This is a genomic window from Kitasatospora sp. NPDC088742, assembly GCF_055584905.1.
The window spans coordinates 152,758-167,988 of the sequence record NZ_JBVJLD010000011.1 but is presented as its reverse complement, the minus strand read 5'-3'; the positions used below and the strand labels follow the sequence as shown (position 1 = coordinate 167,988).

Annotated in this window: 10 protein-coding genes; 7 read left to right on the top strand and 3 right to left on the bottom strand. The window is 72.3% G+C overall.

Annotation, left to right across the window (positions count from 1 at the left end; translation table 11 throughout):
* On the bottom strand, positions 1 to 1,145 hold a 1,145-nt coding region (locus tag ACZ6ZR_RS12420), incomplete at its 3' end, for an MMPL family transporter (RefSeq protein ID WP_465642030.1).
* 163 nt (positions 1,146 to 1,308) lie between these two features.
* Complete coding sequence (rpsA, locus tag ACZ6ZR_RS12415) at positions 1,309 to 2,793, bottom strand: 30S ribosomal protein S1 (RefSeq protein WP_465642029.1); 1,485 nt, start codon at positions 2,791 to 2,793, stop codon at positions 1,309 to 1,311.
* Positions 2,794 to 3,304: 511 nt separating this feature from the next.
* Between rpsA and ACZ6ZR_RS12410 the strand changes: the two genes are divergently transcribed.
* The 4 genes from ACZ6ZR_RS12410 to ACZ6ZR_RS12395 all read left to right on the top strand — a co-directional run bounded on the left by ACZ6ZR_RS12410 (position 3,305) and on the right by ACZ6ZR_RS12395 (position 9,568).
* Positions 3,305 to 4,096 (top strand): class I SAM-dependent methyltransferase, encoded by a 792-nt coding sequence (locus tag ACZ6ZR_RS12410; protein ID WP_465642037.1) that lies wholly within the window; start codon positions 3,305 to 3,307, stop codon positions 4,094 to 4,096.
* A 3-nt stretch (positions 4,097 to 4,099) separates the two neighbouring features.
* Positions 4,100 to 6,604 carry an ATP-dependent helicase HrpB gene (gene hrpB, locus ACZ6ZR_RS12405; RefSeq protein ID WP_465642028.1) on the top strand — a complete coding sequence of 835 codons (2,505 nt, stop codon included), beginning with the start codon at positions 4,100 to 4,102 and terminating at the stop codon, positions 6,602 to 6,604.
* Between the two features lie 332 nt (positions 6,605 to 6,936).
* Positions 6,937 to 7,740: a HEAT repeat domain-containing protein gene (locus ACZ6ZR_RS12400; protein ID WP_465642027.1), complete on the top strand. Its 804-nt coding sequence runs from the start codon at positions 6,937 to 6,939 to the stop codon at positions 7,738 to 7,740.
* A 199-nt stretch (positions 7,741 to 7,939) separates the two neighbouring features.
* Entirely contained in the window at positions 7,940 to 9,568 is a 1,629-nt protein-coding gene (locus tag ACZ6ZR_RS12395) for a cellulose binding domain-containing protein (RefSeq protein ID WP_465642026.1), read from the top strand.
* Between the two features lie 51 nt (positions 9,569 to 9,619).
* Here the strand turns inward: ACZ6ZR_RS12395 and polA are convergent, their stop codons facing one another.
* Positions 9,620 to 12,295, bottom strand: coding sequence for a DNA polymerase I (polA, locus tag ACZ6ZR_RS12390; protein ID WP_465642036.1), 2,676 nt, complete (start codon positions 12,293 to 12,295; stop codon positions 9,620 to 9,622).
* 201 nt (positions 12,296 to 12,496) lie between these two features.
* On the opposite strand from polA, the gene ACZ6ZR_RS12385 reads away from it, so the two are divergent.
* The 3 genes from ACZ6ZR_RS12385 to ACZ6ZR_RS12375 all read left to right on the top strand — a co-directional run bounded on the left by ACZ6ZR_RS12385 (position 12,497) and on the right by ACZ6ZR_RS12375 (position 15,211).
* Complete coding sequence (locus ACZ6ZR_RS12385) at positions 12,497 to 12,949, top strand: PaaI family thioesterase (protein ID WP_465642025.1); 453 nt, start codon at positions 12,497 to 12,499, stop codon at positions 12,947 to 12,949.
* 102 nt (positions 12,950 to 13,051) lie between these two features.
* Entirely contained in the window at positions 13,052 to 13,690 is a 639-nt protein-coding gene (locus ACZ6ZR_RS12380; protein ID WP_465642024.1) for a hypothetical protein, read from the top strand.
* 288 nt (positions 13,691 to 13,978) lie between these two features.
* Complete coding sequence (locus ACZ6ZR_RS12375) at positions 13,979 to 15,211, top strand: branched-chain amino acid ABC transporter substrate-binding protein (RefSeq protein WP_465642023.1); 1,233 nt, start codon at positions 13,979 to 13,981, stop codon at positions 15,209 to 15,211.
* Positions 15,212 to 15,231 lie beyond the last annotated feature (20 nt).

The window sequence follows — 15,231 nt, the reverse complement described above, 5'->3', positions numbered from 1 at the left end:
GCGACGCAGGCCAGCACCACCGGAATCGCCCGGCGCTGCACCCGCCGCACCGTCCGGGTGAAGAAGCCCTCGTCGGGCACCGGCTCGACGGGGGTCTTGACCCGGTGCCCGACGAAGCCGAGCAGCGCGGGTATCAGGGTCAGCGCGGCCGCGACGGCGATCACCACCACGCTCACCCCGGCCACCGCGACGGCCCGGAAGACCGGGCTGGTGAAGACGAAGAGCCCGGAGAGCGCGACGGCCACGGTCAGGCCGGAGAACATGACGGTCCGTCCGGCGGTGGCCGCCGTCCGCTCCACCGCGGCGGCGATCGCGGCCCCGTGGCCGCGCTCCTCGCGGAAGCGATTGACCATCAGGAGGGCGTAGTCGATGGAGAGTCCGAGGCCGAGCACGGTGGCGATCGGCAGCACGCTGGTGTCGATGTCCATCATCCGGCTGAAGCCGAACATGGCCAGCAGCGCCCCGCCCACCGAGGCGACCGCCCCGATCACCGGGAGGCTGGCGGCCGCGAAGCCGCCGAAGACCAGGACCATCACCAGCAGCGTCAACGGCAGCGTGACGATCTCACCGAAACGGGTGTCCGCCTGGGTCTGCGCGACCACTTCCTGTTGGGTCACCAAGTCCCCGCCGACGGTGACCTTCGCGCCCGGCGCGGTGATCCCCTTCAGCCCGTCCGTCACCGCCCTGAGCTGGGCGTCGGTCGAGCCGTCGGCCATCCGTACGGAGACCAGCGAGGCCTTCCCGTCCGAGGCGCTCAGCGCCCCGTCGCTGCCGTAGGTGTCAGCCACCGAGAGCACCCCGGGCAGCCTCCCGATCGCCGAAGTCACGTCCGTGACGGCCGACTTCACCGCCGGATCGCTCACCCGCACACCGTCCACCACCGCGGTGACGGTCCCCCGGGAGGGGTCGGCCTGGGCCAGCACGGCCGCGCCGGCCGAGGACTCGGAGCCCTTGGCGTCGGTGGCCGAGACGGTGCCCTCGAACACCTTCCCGCCGATCAGCACGCCGAGTACGAGGACCACCGCCCAGATGCCGAGCACCCAGCGGCGGCGCCGGAAGCAGAACCGGCCGAGGGCCGCGAGCCGTCCGCCGACCTGCTGGCCGTCGGACTGGGAGGGGGGTGCCGCAGTGAGGGTGGTGCGCATGGTGCGTAGACCTTTCGGGCGGTTCCCCACCAAGCTAGGTGTAAACCACCCAATTCCCTATACCACTGCCCCGAGTTCCATCTCACACGAACGGACCCCCCGCCCCGGGAACCGGGACGGGGGGTCCGTTGATGACCCAACCTCAGTTACTGAGGTGCGGTGTTCAGCTCTGGCCGCCGGCCAGCTTCTCGCGGAGCGCGGCGAGCGCCTCGTCCGAAGCGAGGGCGCCGGAGCCCTCCTCGCTGGCCGAGGTGTAGGAGCCACCGGCAGCGGCGGCGACGGCGTCGCCACCCTCGGCAGCGGCCTCGGCGTCGGCCTCACGGCTCTTGATGACCTGAGCCTGGTGGGCCTCGAAGCGGGTCTGCGCCTCGGCGTACTGGCGCTCCCACTCCTCACGCTGCTTCTCGAAGCCCTCGAGCCAGTCGTTGGCCTCGGGGTCGAAGCCCTCGGGGTAGATGTAGTTGCCCGCGTCGTCGTACGAGGCAGCCATACCGTAGAGGGTCGGGTCGAACTCGGCCGCGGCGGCGTCGCCACCGAGGGCCTCGTTGGCCTGCTTCAGCGAGAGGCTGATGCGACGACGCTCGAGGTCGATGTCGATGACCTTGACGAAGATCTCGTCGCCGACCTGGACGACCTGCTCCGGGATCTCCACGTGGCGCTCGGCCAGCTCGGAGATGTGGACCAGGCCCTCGATGCCCTCGTCGACGCGCACGAACGCACCGAACGGAACCAGCTTGGTGACCTTACCCGGGACGACCTGGCCGATCTGGTGGGTCCGGGCGAACTGCTGCCACGGGTCCTCCTGGGTCGCCTTCAGCGACAGGGAGACGCGCTCGCGGTCCATGTCCACGTCGAGAACCTCGACGGTGACCTCCTGGCCGACCTCGACAACCTCGGACGGGTGGTCGATGTGCTTCCAGGACAGCTCGGAGACGTGAACGAGACCGTCGACGCCACCCAGGTCCACGAAGGCACCGAAGTTGACGATCGAGGAGACGACGCCGGAGCGCACCTGACCCTTCTGGAGGGTGGTGAGGAAGGTCTGGCGGACCTCGCTCTGGGTCTGCTCCAGCCAGGCACGGCGGGACAGGACCACGTTGTTGCGGTTCTTGTCCAGCTCGATGATCTTGGCCTCGAGCTCCTTGCCCACGTAGGGCTGGAGGTCGCGGACGCGGCGCATCTCGACCAGCGAGGCCGGGAGGAAGCCACGGAGGCCGATGTCGAGGATGAGACCACCCTTGACGACCTCGATGACGGTACCGGTGACGATCCCGTCCTCTTCCTTGATCTTCTCGATCGTGCCCCAGGCGCGCTCGTACTGTGCGCGCTTCTTGGACAGGATCAGACGACCCTCCTTGTCCTCCTTCTGGAGAACCAGGGCCTCAATCTCGTCACCGACCTTGACGACCTCGTGCGGGTCAACGTCGTGCTTGATCGAGAGCTCGCGGGAGGGGATGACACCCTCGGTCTTGTAACCGATGTCGAGGAGAACCTCGTCACGGTCGACCTTCACGATGATGCCCTCGACGATGTCGCCATCGTTGAAGTACTTGATGGTCTCGTCGATCGCCGCGAGGAACGCTTCCGCGTCGCCGATGTCGTTGATCGCGACCTGCGGGGTGGTGCTGACAGAGGTGTCGGTCGTCATTAGGAAAAGGGCTCCGGTACGGACAAGAAGTCGTAGGTAATGCCACGCGGAGGGCCCGTATCGCTCCCACCGAAAGCCGGACAGCCAAGAACACGGCCCATCTTCCGGTTACCCGAAGATGTCCGTCTTGCGACCGTGGGGTCTTCGACAGATGCGAGCGCGACCTGCTCCGTCCGAGGCGCGCAGGCCCGCAGCGCAACTTGTAGCATACGGGGCCAGCCCGGCACGGTCAACGCCGAAGAGGGCGAGACGGTGGAGGTCGGGATGGATCAGGCCATATCCTCCGATTGCGCACCTCGCGGTGGCACTCATAGGGGCCTCTCCCCGGATGCCACGGCCGCGAACCGGGCCCTTGACAGGACCGGTCGTGACAGCAGCGCTTCCGCTCCCCATACCCTACGCGACGGGCACCACGACCTTGGCCACCACCCCCTCCTCACCCGTCCCGGACGACCTCGCCCCGGACGACCTCGCCCCGCTCGACCTCCCCGAGGAGGACGAGGACGAGGCCCTGCGCCGGGAGGCCGAGGCCGGCGAGTCCAGCCGTGCCAGCCGCCACTGGTGGGACCGGAACGCGGACGAGTACCAGGACGAGCACGGGGCGTTCCTCGGCGACGACCGGTTCACCTGGTGCCCGGAGGGCCTGGACGAGGCCGAGGCCCGGCTGCTCGGCGATCCGGCCGGCCTGAAGGGACTGCGGGTGCTGGAGCTCGGCGCCGGGGCGGCCCAGTGCTCGCGCTGGCTGACCGCCCAGGGGGCGGTGCCGGTCGCGCTGGACATCTCCTACCGGCAGCTCCAGCACTCCCGGCGGATCGACCTGGGCCGGCGCGTGGAGCCGCTCGCGGTGGTGCAGGCGGACGCCGCGGTGCTGCCGTTCGCCGACGGCTCCTTCGACCTGGCCTGCTCGGCGTACGGGGCGGTGCCGTTCAGCGCGGACACCGCCGGGCTGATGCGCGAGGTGCACCGGGTGCTGCGGCCGGGGGCCCGCTGGGTGTTCTCGGTGACCCACCCGATCCGCTGGGCCTTCCCGGACGAGCCGGGCGTCGAAGGGCTGACGGCCACCGCCTCGTACTTCGACCGCACCCCGTACGTGGAGCAGGACGCCGAGGGGCGGGCCACCTACGTGGAGCACCACCGGACGCTGGGCGACCGGGTGCGCGAGCTGACCGGGGCGGGCTTCCGGCTGCTGGACCTGGTCGAGCCGGAGTGGCCGGAGGGGCTGGAGCAGGAGTGGGGCGGCTGGAGCCCGCTGCGCGGCCGGCTGATCCCGGGGACCGCGATCTTCGTCTCCGAACGGGGCTGAGGCGTGCGCTCCGCCGGGCTCGAACTGCCGGTCCGCACCGCCGTGCCCGCGCTCCAGCGCGCGCTGGCCTCGGCCGGGACGGCCGTGCTCGCCGCACCGCCCGGGACGGGCAAGACCACCCTGGTGCCACTGGCGCTGGCCGGGCTGGTCGACGCCCTGCCGGGGCCCGCACGGCGGGTGCTGGTGGCCGAACCACGGCGGCTGGCGGTGCGGGCGGCGGCCCGGCGGATGGCCTGGCTGCTGGGGCAGCCGGTGGGCGAGGCGGTCGGCCTGACGGTCCGTGGGGAGCGGCGGGCCGGGCCGGCCACCGTGGTCGAGGTGGTCACCACCGGGGTGCTGCTGCAACGGCTGCAGCGGGACCAGGAGTTGACCGGGGTCGACGTGGTGGTGCTGGACGAGTGCCACGAGCGGCACCTGGACGCGGACACCGCGCTGGCCTTCCTGCTGGACGTGCGGGCCACGCTCCGGCCGGAGCTGCAGGTCGTCTGTGCCTCGGCCACCTCGGACACCGCCGCCTGGGCCGAACTGCTGGGCGGCGCACAGGTGGTGGAGGCGCACGGGATCTCGTACCCGGTGGAGACGGTCTGGGCCCCGCCGCCGCGCGGGGTGCGGCCGCCGCAGGGGACGAGGGTGGACCCGCTGCTGCTGGAGCACGTGGCCGGGACGGTGCGGCGGGCGTTGGAGGAGCGGGCCGGGGACGTGCTCTGCTTCCTGCCGGGGGTCGGGGAAATCGCTCGGGTGGCGGGGCAGTTGGGCGTCGCCGGTGTCGAGGTGCTGCAGCTGCACGGGCAGGCTCCGGCGGCGGTGCAGGACGCGGCGCTGACGGCGGGTGAGGGGCGCCGGGTGATCCTGGCGACCTCGGTGGCGGAGTCCTCGCTGACGGTGCCGGGCGTGCGGGTGGTGGTCGACTCCGGGCTGGCCCGGGAGCCGCGCACCGACCACGCGCGCGGGCTGTCCGGACTGGTCACGGTGCGGGCCTCGCTGGCGGCGGCCCGGCAGCGCGCCGGGCGGGCCGGGCGCGAGGCGCCGGGTGTGGTCTACCGGTGCTGGGCGGAGGCCGAGGACGCGCTGGCGCCGCGCTTCCCGACGCCGGAGATCGCGCAGGCCGAGCTGACCTCCTTCGCCCTCCAGGCGGCCTGCTGGGGCGATCCGACGGCCGCCGGGCTGGCGCTGCCGGACCGGCCGCCGGCCGGGGCGATGGCGGCGGCACGCCAGGTGCTGGCGGGGCTGGGCGCGGTGGATGCGGACGGCCGGGCCACCGCGCGCGGGCAGCGGATCGTCCGCAGCGGCCTGCACCCCCGGCTGGCGCGGGCGCTGCTGGACGGGGCGGAGCTGGTCGGGGCCCGGCGGGCGGCTGAGGTGGTGGCGCTGCTCTCGGAGGAGCCGCCGCGGGCCTTCGGCGACGACCTGGCGGAGGTGTGGCGGCGGGTGCGGTCCGGGTCCTCGGACGATCCGTACGCGCGGCGGTGGAAGGACGAGGTGCGGCGGCTCGGGCGGCTGGTGGAGGGCGAGCGGCCTTCGGTGACGGAGCGTCAGGTTCCTGGCTTGGTGGCTGCATTGGCGTACCCGGAGCGGATCGCGCGGGCCCGGGCGGTGGACGGGCCGTACCTGATGGCCTCGGGAACGGCGGCGGAGTTGGGGACGGGATCGCGGCTGGCCGGGGAGGAGTGGCTGGCAGTGGCGAGCGCGGACCGTCCGGCCGGGGCGCACTCGGCCCGGGTACGGCTCGGGGCAGCGCTGGAGGAGGAGACCGCCCGGCGGGCGGGGGCGGCGTTGCTGTCCTCCCGCGAGGAGGTCGAATGGTCTTCGCGGCAGGGTGAGTTGACGGCGCGGCGGGTGTCGGCGCTGGGGGCGGTGGAGCTGGAGGCGGCGCCGTTGGCCAAGCCGGATCCGGAGCTGGTGCGGGCCGCGCTGCTGGACGGGCTGGCCCGGGAGGGGGTCGGGGCGCTGCTGCGGTGGACGCCGGAGGCGGCCGGGCTGCGGGCCCGGCTGGCCTTCCTGCGGCGGGAGTTGGGCGAGCCCTGGCCCGAGGTGGACGACGCGGCGCTGGCCGGGGGCGGCTGGCTGGAGCCGGAGCTGTCCCGGGCCCGGCGGCGGGCCGACCTCGAACGGATCGACGTGGCCTCGGCGTTGCAGCGACTGCTGCCCTGGGCCTCCGGCCAGGCCGGGCGGCTGGAGGAGCTGGCACCCGAGCGGATCACCGTACCGAGCGGCTCGCGGATACGGGTGGACTACTCGGGCGAGCGGCCGGTGCTGGCGGTCAAGCTGCAGGAGCTGTTCGGCTGGCAGGCGGCACCGCAACTGGCGGGCGGGCGGGTGCCGCTGACGGTCCACCTGCTCTCCCCCGCCGGTCGCCCGGCCGCCGTCACCGGCGACCTGGCCACCTTCTGGCGCGAGGGCTACCGCGCCGTCCGCGCCGACCTCCGCGGCCGCTACCCCCGCCACCCGTGGCCGGAGGACCCGTCCACGGCGGAGCCGACCAAGCGCACCAACCCGCGCAAGGCCTGAATCGGCTCGGAAGGGCAGGCGCTCAGGGGCGCGAGGAACTGCGCGCTGCGGTAGGCGATGACCCGTGTGCCGGGTACGGAGTTTCACTTGCAAGTGGTCGCCCGTACCCGGCACACGGGTCTCGTTCTTCCGTCTCGCGCAGTTCCCCGCGCCCCTGACTGCCCTTCGGGCAGTCCCTGGGCCCGGAGGGCAGTCCGTGGGCCCGGAGGGCAGTCCCTGGGCCCGGAGGGCAGTCCCTGGGCCCGGAGGGCAGTCAGGGAGCCCGGAGGGCAGTCAGGGGTGGCGGGAAATGGTCAGGACGCCTGCCGGGGGCGGGGGTTAGCATCCGCGGCATGGCGACCTTCGTACACCTCACCTCCGCCGCCGACGCCCAGCGGATCCGCCGGGCCGGGCTGCGTGCGGACAGCTGGGGGCAGGGCGGGGCGCGCGGGGTGTACTGCTTCCCCGTGCTGCCCTCGTTCACGCTGACCCACCAGTGGCTGCGCGAGCTGGCGCGGCGTGGGACCCGGGGCGGCGGGATGGTGGCCGTGCACCTGCGGCTCGACGACGGGCAGCCGGTGCTGGCCGGGCACTACCGGGAGCGCGCGCAGTTGGCCCAGCGGAGTGTGACGGCGGCCGAGGCGGTGCGTCTGGTGCGGGAGTTGGACGATCCGCTGGGGTGGGAGGTGTTCGTCCCCCGGGCGGTGACGGCCCGTGAGGTGCGGCGGGTGCGGGCGGCGCCGCAGGGGGTGGGCTGGCGGTACGCCCCCGGGGTGCACGGGACCAGGCCGTGTGTCTGCTTCGGCTGCCGGGTGCGCGGCGGGTACGGCGGGCAGCGGCTGTGGGAGCGGCTGGCGCGTCCGGAGGACGGGCCCGGGCCGAAGGTGCCGGTGCTGCTGGAGCGGCTGGCGGCGGCCGGGGATCCCGGGGACCCGTCCGAACTCGGCGAGCTGCTGCACTGGTTCGGCCGGCGGCGCCGGGGGCCGGTCGAGGCACTGGCCCGACTGGCGGACCATCCGCACTCGGATGTGCGGGAGAACCTGGCGTACGCGATCGCGTACTGGCGGACGCCGGGGGCGGCCGAGCTGCTGGAGCGGCTGGCCGGGGACTCGTCGGCGGTCGTGCGGGAGGCGGTGGCGGCGGTCCGCGAGGGGTGACGGTGGCTCAACGGGGCCTTAAGGCAGCCGTAGCGGCAGGTCAAGCCGGTCCGGCGTCAACTCCGGTGAGCGGTGGGGCAGATGGCAAAGCTTTCGCCTAGCGGGTGGGTTCCCCATTGACGGCCCGCATTGGTCTGGACCATCTTGTGGAGGCCGCGCGGCTGCCATCCCCCACACTCACTCCCGAGGAGAACCGCCCATGAGGCGCGTCGCCTTGCCCCTCGCAGCCGCCACGGCCGCGGCCCTGACCGTCCCGCTCTCCGCCGTGGGAGCCCATGCCGAGGCCGGTGTCACCGGTGTGACCGCGAGCTACGCGGTCACCTCCAACTGGCAGACCGGCTTCGAGGGCGCCTACACCGTCACCAACCACACCAACGCGTCCGTGACGACTTGGGCGCTCTCCTTCGACCTGCCCGCCGGCGAGACCGTCACCGGTGCCTGGAACGGCACGCTGACCTCCGTCGCCGTCACCGGCGGGCGCCGGTACACCGTCACCCCGCCGAGCTGGGCCGGGCCGCTGGCGCCCGGCGCGACGGCCGCGGTGGTCGGGTTCGGGGTGAACAACGGCAGTTCGCCGCAGACGGCTCCGGCCAACTGCGCCGTGAACGACAAGCCCTGTGCGGGCTCGCCCGCCGACACCGCCGCGCCGAGCGTGCCCGGCGGACTGAAGGTCTCCGGCACCGGGCCGGGCAGCGTCTCGCTCGCCTGGAACGCCAGCACGGACGACCAGGGGGTGGCCGGGTACCACCTGCGGGAGGGCGGCGCGGTGGTGGCCACCGCGACCGGCACCGGGGCGACGGTGAGCGGGCTGCTGGCCGGGAGCACCCACGTGTTCGGCATCTCGGCCTTCGACGCGGCCGGGAACGAGTCGGCCGTCTCGGCGACCGTGTCAGCCGTCGCCGGGAGCGGGACGGCGGCGGGGGCCTCGGCCCCGTACGTGGACCTGGGCGCGTACCCGACGCCGAGCCTGACGGCGCTGTCGGCGGCGAGCGGGCTGAAGCAGTTCTCGCTGGCCTTCCTGATCAACGGGAGCCAGCCCTGCACGGCCAGTTGGTTCGGCGCCTTCGACCCGGCGAGCGGCTGGTACAAGCCGGAGATGGACGCCTTCCGGGCGGCCGGCGGCACCGTCCGGCCATCCTTCGGCGGGGCCAACGGGACCGAGCTGGCGCAGTCCTGCACCGGCGTGGCCGCGCTGGCGGCGCAGTACCAGAAGGTGGTCGACGTCTACGGCCTGGACCACATCGACTTCGACATCGAGGGCACCGCGGTGACCGAGCGGGCCTCGGTGGACCGGCGGTCGGCAGCGGTCGCGCAGGTGCAGGCGGCGCAGCGGGCCAAGGGGCGTGACCTGAAGGTCAGTCTGACGCTGCCGGTGCTGCCGAGCGGGCTGACGGCGGACGGGGTCTACGTGCTGCAGTCGGCGAAGAGCGCCGGGCTGGCGGTGGACGTGGTCAACGCGATGGCGATGGACTTCGGGGACTGGGCCGCACCGAGCCCGGCCGGGAAGATGGGCGCGTACGTGATCCAGTCCGGGCAGTCGACCCAGGCCCAGGTCCGGCAGGTGTGGCCGGAGCTGACGGCGGCTCAGGCCTGGGCGAAGACCGGGCTGACGCCGATGCTGGGGCAGAACGACACGGCCTCGGAGGTGTTCGGGCTGACGGACGCTCAGCAGGTGGTGGCGTTCGCGCAGCAGAACCACCTGGGGGAGCTGGCGTTCTGGGAGATGACGCGGGACGCCAACGCCTGTACGGGGTCGCTGCCGAAGTGCACCAACGTGCCGCAGACGCCGTACCAGTTCTCGAAGTTGTTCGCGGCGTTCAACGGATAGCGCGGCGCCGGCAGCGCCCCGGGGTACGGGGCGCTGCCGGCGGGCGGACCGTCAGTGGGCTGCTTCCTCCCAGTTGGCGCCGATGCCGACGGAGACGTCGAGCGGGGCGCGCAGCGGGTAGGCGGCGGCCATGTGTTCGCGGACCAGGGCCTCGACCTGCTCGCGCTCGCCCGGGGCGAGTTCGAGGACGATTTCGTCGTGGACCTGGAGGAGCATCCGGGTGGAGAGCCCGGCCTCGGTGAGCGCCCGGTCCACGTTGAGCATCGCGATCTTGACGATGTCGGCGGCGGTGCCCTGGATCGGGGCGTTGAGGGCCATCCGCTCGGCCATCTCGCGGCGCTGGCGGTTGTCGCTGGTGAGGTCGGGGAGGTAGCGGCGGCGGCCGAGCAGGGTCTCGGTGTAGCCGACCGCGCGGGCCTCCTCGACCACCCGGTGCAGGTAGTCGCGGACGCCGCCGAAGCGCTCGAAGTAGGTGTCCATCAAGCCCTGGGCCTCGTTCGGCTTGATGCCGAGCTGCTGGGAGAGGCCGTAGGCGGAGAGGCCGTAGGCGAGGCCGTAGGACATCGCCTTGATCTTGCGCCGCATCTCGGCGTCGACCGCCTCGGGGGCGACCTCGAAGACCTGGGAGGCGACGGTGGTGTGCAGGTCCTCGCCGGACTCGAAGGCCTCGATCAGCGCGGCGTCCTCCGAGAGGTGGGCCATGATGCGCAGTTCGATCTGCGAGTAGTCGGCGGTGAGCAGCGCCTCGTAGCCCTCGCCGACCACGAAGGCGCGGCGGATCTGGCGGCCCTCCTCGGTGCGGACCGGGATGTTCTGCAGGTTCGGGTCCTGGGAGGAGAGCCGGCCGGTGGCGGCCACCATCTGGTTGAAGGTGGTGTGGATCCGGCCCTTCGGCGAGACGGTCTTGAGCAGGCCCTCGACGGTGGTGCGCAGCTTGGCCTGGTCGCGGTGGCGGAGCAGGACGACCGGGAGCTCGTTGGTGGTCTGGGTGGCCAGCCAGGCGAGCGCGTCGGCGTCGGTGGTGTAGCCGGTCTTGATCTTCTTGGTCTTGGGCAGGGCCAGCTCGCCGAAGAGGATCTCCTGGAGCTGCTTGGGCGAGCCGAGGTTGAACTCGTGGCCGGCCGCGGCGTGCGCCTCGCCGACCACCCGCTGGATCTCGGCGGCGAACTGCGACTCGATGGTGGTGAGCCACTCGCGGTCGGCGGCGATGCCGGTGCGCTCCATCCGGGCCAGCAGCTCGGCGACCGGCAGCTCCATCTCGTGCAGCAGCTTCGCCGCGCCGACCTCGGCGAGCCGGGTGTCGAAGTGCTCGGCGAGGTCGAGCACCGCGCGGGCCTGGGCCATCAGGGCCTGGGCGCCGGCGGTGGGGTCGTGCTCGGGGGCGTCGAAGGAGAGCTGGCCGCTCTCGGCCACCTCGGCAGGGGCCAGCGAGCGGGCCAGGTACTCCTCGGCGAGCACGTCGAGGGTGAAGGTGCGGCGGCCGGGCTTGTCGAGGTAGGCGGCGAGCGCGGTGTCGGCGACCACCCCGTCGATCCGCCAACTCCGCTCGGCGAAGGCCCGCATGACCTGCTTGGCGATGTGCAGGGCCTTCGGGCGGGCCGGGTCCGCCAGCCAGGCGGCGAGCGCCCGCTCGTCGGCCTCGGCGAGCTGGGTGGGGTCGAACCAGGCGGCGGTCTCGCCGGTGGCCAGGGCGATCTGCTCGACCTCGCCGGAGCCGAGGGCCCACTGGTAGAGGGCGGCGACCGCGACGGTGCCGGTGGAGTGCTCGTCGAGCCAGGCGGCGAGGGCGCCCTCCTCGGTGAGCAGGGTGCCCTCGACGGCGATGCCGGGGGCGGGGGCCGCCTCGGCCTCGCCGGCCGGGGCCGGGTCGAGGGCGTAGACCCGCTCGCGGAAGTTGGGGTTGCGGAACTCCAGCGACTCCAGCAGCTGGCCGACCGCCTCGCGGTCGAACGGCTTGCGCTCCAACTCGTCGACGGCGAGCGGGAGTTCGACGGTGCGGACCAGCTCGGTGAGCACCCGGTTGCGCTTGACCGAGTCGAGGTGCTCGCGTAGCTTCTCGCCGATCTTGCCCTTGACCTCGTCGGCGTGGGCGACCAGCTCGTCGAAGGAGCCGTACAGGTTGACCCACTTCGCGGCGGTCTTCTCGCCGACGCCGGGGATGCCGGGCAGGTTGTCCGACGGGTCACCGCGCAGGGCCGCCAAGTCCGGGTACTGGGTGGGCGTCACACCGTACTTCTCGGCCACCTTCTCCGGGGTGTAGCGGGTCAACTCCGAAACGCCCTTGGTGGGGTAGAGCACGGTGACGTGCTCGGTGACCAGCTGGAGCGAGTCCCGGTCCCCGGTGACGATCAGCACGTCGTAGCCGGCCGCCTCGGCGGCGGTGGCCAGGGTGGCGATGATGTCGTCGGCCTCGAAGCCCTCGACGGACATCCGGGACACGTGCATCGCGTCCAGCAGCTCGTGGATCAGACCGATCTGGCTCTTGAACTCGTCCGGCGTCTTGGCCCGGTTGGCCTTGTAGTCGGGGAACTCCTCCGAGCGGAAGGTCTTCCGGGAGAGGTCGAAGGCGACCGCGAGGTGGGTGGGCCGCTCGTCCCGCACCGTGTTGGCGAGCATCGAGGCGAATCCGTAGATCGCGTTGGTGGTCTGGCCGGTGACGGTGGAGAAGTTCTCCGCGGGCAGCGCGAACCAGGCCCGGTAGGCCATGGAGTGCCCGTCGAGCAGCATCAGCCGGGGACGCCCCCCGGGGCTCGCCGCTGCCTTGTCCGTACTCTGCGTAGCCACGTCCACGTCCGTTCCTGCCGATTGCTCTGCCACTGACCGATCCTATGGCCCGGCGGGGACATCCCCGTGTCGCCGCGAGCGGGCAGTCGTACGATCACGGGAGCACCACGGACCTCGCAGTGACCCTCGAACGGCAGGAGCACCATGACCGACTCGGCCCCGATCCTGAACGTCCCGCAGGACGTGCTCGACCACTTCGCCAAGCTGGGCGTCGACCCCTCCACCTTCAGCGGTGGCCACCTCGGCGACCGGCTGGGCATCAAGGTGGTGGAGGCCAGCGCGGACCGCGTCGTCGGCACCATGCCGGTGGAGGGGAACCAGCAGCCGTACGGTCTGCTGCACGGCGGGGCCTCGGCGGCGCTGGCCGAGACGCTCGGCTCGATCGGCGCGATGCTGCACGCCGGGCCCGGCCGGTACGCGGTCGGCGTGGACCTGAACGCGACTCACCACCGCTCCGCCACCTCGGGGTTGGTGACCGGCGTGGCCACCGCGGTGTTCAAGGGACGGACCGCGGCCACCTACGAGATCGCGATCACGGACGACACCGGCAAGCGGATCACCAGCTGCCGGCTGACCTGTATGCTCCGCGACCTCTGAGCCGCCGGCACACCCGCGCGCTCTACACGCGCGCCCCCCGCGCCCCCTTGTTTGACTGCTGCCCCCACGGGGCAGGAGGCCCCCGAACGAGGGGGCGTTGGCATGTCCGGGGACGGGCTCGGGCCGTTGGAGGCCGGGGACGGCACGGTGCGGACCGAGGGCGGTCCGGCCGGCCGACTGGCGCGTGTCCAGCGGGAGTTGGGGCCCCGGCGGCGTAAGGCGCTGCTGGCCCTGGCGGCCGCCGCCACCGCCCTGCTGCTGTTCCGCGCACTGGAGCACGACCCGCCCGCCCAGGCCTCGCCGCCGCCCGCTCCGTACCCGGCCCAGGTGGCCAGGCTGACGGTGCCGGCCGAGGGGCGGGCCGAGGGGAAGCACCTGGAGGTGACGGCCGAGCTCCGGGTGGAGGGGGAGGTGCCGGTGGACCTGCTGGCGGTGAGTCAGCCGTACCCGGGGATCACCCTCTCGGTCCGGGGCGGGCTGCCGCTCACCGCAGCCGCCGGGCGGCCGCTGCTGCTGCGGCTGGAGTACGACCTGACGGACTGTTCGACCGTACCCGTCGGAGTGGAACTCCCCTACGTGGATGTAACGCTGCGTAACATCCGCGCAATCCAGACCGTGAGTCAGATCCCGGGGGCCGCGTACGCGGAATCACTGGCCCATTGGCTCGACTCGGCCTGCCGGAGTTCCGGTATCCGGACGCCACCGGTCGATACCGCCTCTCCGGACGGCGATGTCCGATAGTCGGACGGATCGCCGACCACCTGCATTTCTGGCGGTAATTCAGGTCCACGAGCGGGTCAAGCTCCTGTCAAGGACCCGGGAACAGTGGGCGAACGACCAACATGTGAGATTAATCGGCCGTGTCCTCATAACAAGAGAATCACAGCATGTCCGCACCCCTGCCCGAGCCGCGAAATGCGCTCTAGAGTCACGGCCAGTCACCGCGCCACACATCCGGGCCTGGCCCCAGCGCGCGACGAGCACCCCGTCACTTCCGGCCCGGTGCTTTTCCTCAGAAAGGGAACCCTCGTGCGTAATCGTTCACTGCTTGTCGTGAGCATCGCGGTCGCCGGAGCGCTCACGGTCTCCGCCTGCGGCTCGCGCGGTGAGAAGAAGGCCGACGACGGCGCGGCCGGCGGCAGCGTCAAGGTCGTCATCGGTGTCGACGCGCCCCTGACCGGCAAGCTCTCCGCCCTCGGCCTGGGCATCAAGAACTCGGCCGACCTCGCGGTGAAGAAGGCCAACAAGGACAAGACCGTCCCCGGCGTGACCTTCGAGCTCGAGGCCCTGGACGACCAGGCCAACCCGTCCTCGGGCCAGCAGAACGCCACCAAGCTGGTCGGCGACAAGAACGTCCTCGGCGTCGTCGGCCCGCTCAACTCCGGTGTCTCGCTGACCATGCAGAGCGTCTTCAACGACGCCAAGCTGGCCCAGGTCTCTCCCGCCAACACCAACCCGCAGCTGTCCCTCGGCGCGGACTGGGGCAAGCAGAGCTTCAAGCGCATGTACGCCTCGTACTTCCGCACCGCCACCACCGACGTGGTGCAGGGCAAGTTCGCCGCGCAGTACCTCTACAACGACGCCAAGAAGACCAAGGTCTTCGTCATCGACGACAAGAAGACCTACGGCGCGGGCCTCGCGAACATCTTCCTGGAGGAGTTCAAGAAGCTGGGCGGCCAGGTCGTCGGCACCGAGCACATCAACCCCGACGACAAGGACTTCTCCGCGGTCGCGACCAAGGTCAAGTCCTCCGGCGCCGACTCGGTCTACTACGGCGGCGAGTACCCCGAGGGCGGCCCGCTGAGCGGCCAGATCAAGAAGGCCGGCGCCACCGTCCCGGTCTTCGGTGGTGACGGCCTCTACGACGACGAGTTCATCAAGCTCGCCAACGGCCAGGCCGAGGGCGACCTCGCCACCTCGGTCGGCGCCCCGGTCGAGCAGCTGGACTCCGCCAAGGCCTTCATCGAGGGCTACAAGGCCGCTGCCTACCCGGAGCCGTACGCGGCCTACGGCGGCTACTCCTACGACGCCGCCTGGTCGATCGTCGAGGCCGTCAAGGCCGTCGTCGCCGCCAACGGCGGCAAGGTGCCGGCCGACGCCCGCGCCAAGGTGATCGACGCGCTGGGCAAGGTCTCCTTCGAGGGCGCCACCGGCAAGGTCGCCTTCGACCAGTACGGCGACACCACCAACAAGCAGCTCACCGTCTACCAGGTCAAGGACGGCAAGTGGGCCGCCGTGAAGAGCGGCACCTACACCGGCTGAACCGGCTGAGCCGGCCCGGC